Source organism: Nocardioides sp. (assembly GCF_031422975.1).
GTDB lineage: Bacteria > Actinomycetota > Actinomycetes > Propionibacteriales > Nocardioidaceae > Nocardioides.
Window position 1 is genome coordinate 1 of sequence record NZ_JANPEO010000267.1, and the last position, 2,041, is coordinate 2,041.

Annotated in this window: 1 protein-coding gene; it reads right to left on the reverse strand. The window is 69.3% G+C overall.

From position 1 onward, the window contains the following. Positions 1–595: 595 nt before the first annotated feature. Positions 596–2,041 (reverse strand): FGGY-family carbohydrate kinase (locus RMO85_RS07990; protein WP_310528202.1); only part of this gene is annotated, 1,446 nt, incomplete at its 5' end.

Genomic DNA, 2,041 nt, shown 5'->3' on the forward strand with positions numbered 1-2,041 from the left:
CGCGGCGGACCGGACCAGCGCCGCCTGCTTCCAATCAAACGCCAGGCGGCCCACAGCGACTGTTCCGACCCCGAGCGCGGGATTGGCTGGCGGCATGCCGAGGCCACCCTCAAATCGGCGCTGGACTGTTCTTCGCCCCAGCCTCGGCGCGCAGGAAACGCCTGACGGCGAAGAACCAGAGCACAGAGAGGATCGCAACGAGCAGGTAGCCACCGCCCCGGTCGAGCCCAGCCGACCACGAGGGCTACGGCCGCCCCGGCGCCCACTACGAGGTTGAAGGGTCGGTAGACGACGGCGAGGCGCTGGGCCTCGACGAGGTGCGTTCGGCTACGCCAAGGGAGTCATGTCGAGATGCCACCGCCCCCAGTGATCACGAGCCGACGTCGCCTCGAGCCGCGCGTCGCGATAGAGCTGGCACAAACCCCGCGTCCGAATGCACTCAGAAGGGAGATGTTGTCACCCGCCGAAGATCAAAGGGAGAGTGCAAGCGTGCCCCGTGTCGCAATTTGGCTCTGCCGGGCCGCGTGGCATCACCACACTCGTGGGCGGCCCGGGAGTGCGATGACGCGCGCAGGTGGGTCGGGAAGTGGGTTGTTCACTGCTCGAGGTCCGACATCCGCCGGAACATCGGATCGGTGAAGTCGGACAGGGCGGCATACACCTTCCTCACCGCCGCGTAGCGACGCAGGGCCTTCGGGTCCGGCTCGAAGACCGGCCCGGGACGGATCATGGCCGCCATCGCGGTCTCGAAGTCGTGATGGACCCCGCTCCCGACTGCGGCGCAGATCGCTGCGCCGAGGCCGGCGGCGTCCGCCACGCCAGCTCGCTGCGCCGGTTGGGCAAAGACGTCCGCGACGATCTGCATCATCAAGTCCGACCGCGACCCACCACCCGAGACAATCAGGTGGTCCATGGGCTGCCCGAGCGCTGACTCCATCGCCTCCGCGTGGCCGCGCATGGTCAGTGCGATGCCCTCCAGGATTGCCCGATACAGGTGGTGTGCCCCGTGTGCGCCGTTCAGGCCGAGGATTGCACCGCGCCGGTGAGGGGCACTGCCGGGCGCGAGCCAGTCCGGGACGACCATGAGACCCGCGGACCCGACTGGCACCGCGGCGGCGCCTTCGGTGAGCCAGTCCTGGAGCGCGTCGTCGTCCACCGGGCTCTGTGCCCCCGAGCTCACGAGCTGTCGCAGCCACGAGACGGTCCACATGCCGCGCCTGATGCCGTCGCTCTCGTAGAGGTAGCGCCCCGGGAGCGAGGCGGCGTTGACCCAGTAGGCGTCGTGCTCGCGAGCGAGGTCGTCGCCGACGGTCATGGCCGCTATGTAGGTGCCAAGCGAGAGCAGCATGGTGCCCTCGTTGGCCAGCCCGCACCCGAGGGCTTCGACGGCCTTGTCGTTGGCAGTGGCGTAGACCCGGCACCCGGCCATCAGCCCCGTCGCTGCGGCAGCCGCCTCGGTGACTCGTCCTAGGAGATCACCCGGATCGACCAGGTCAGGGAGCAGCGTGAGCGGCATGCAGGTCCGTTCGAGCTCCGTGGGGCTGGGCGACCAGTTGCGGGCGAGCGGGTCGATCGGCCACATTCCCTGATAGCTCGCGGCGCTGTCGCGGCGTTCCCCGGTCAGTCGTAGCGCCAGGTATCCCCCGGCGCTGGACACGGTGGCCACGGCTGGGTCGACGTGTGTCAGCGGCCTGGAGACGCGGGCGTCCATCCAGCTCAGGACCGGTTCGGTGAGCTGACCGGACACGTCCGTGAGGGCACGGCAGAATCGGATACCGCACAGCCCGATCGCGGTGATGGCGCCCGGGTCGCCGTCGAACCTCGACAGCACGGCACGACAGCTCGTGACGAGGGTGTCCCACAGGTCGTCACCGGGATGGACCGCGCGCCCGTCGGGCGTCAGGTCATAGGGCCGGAGCGCGGTCTGCGCCGACGCCACGACGTGTCCTTCGGCGTCAATGATCGAGACCTTGGTGCTGTGCGAGCCGCCATCGATCGCCAGGTAGAGGGCGCTCACGACGACGCGGGATCGACGCCGAGC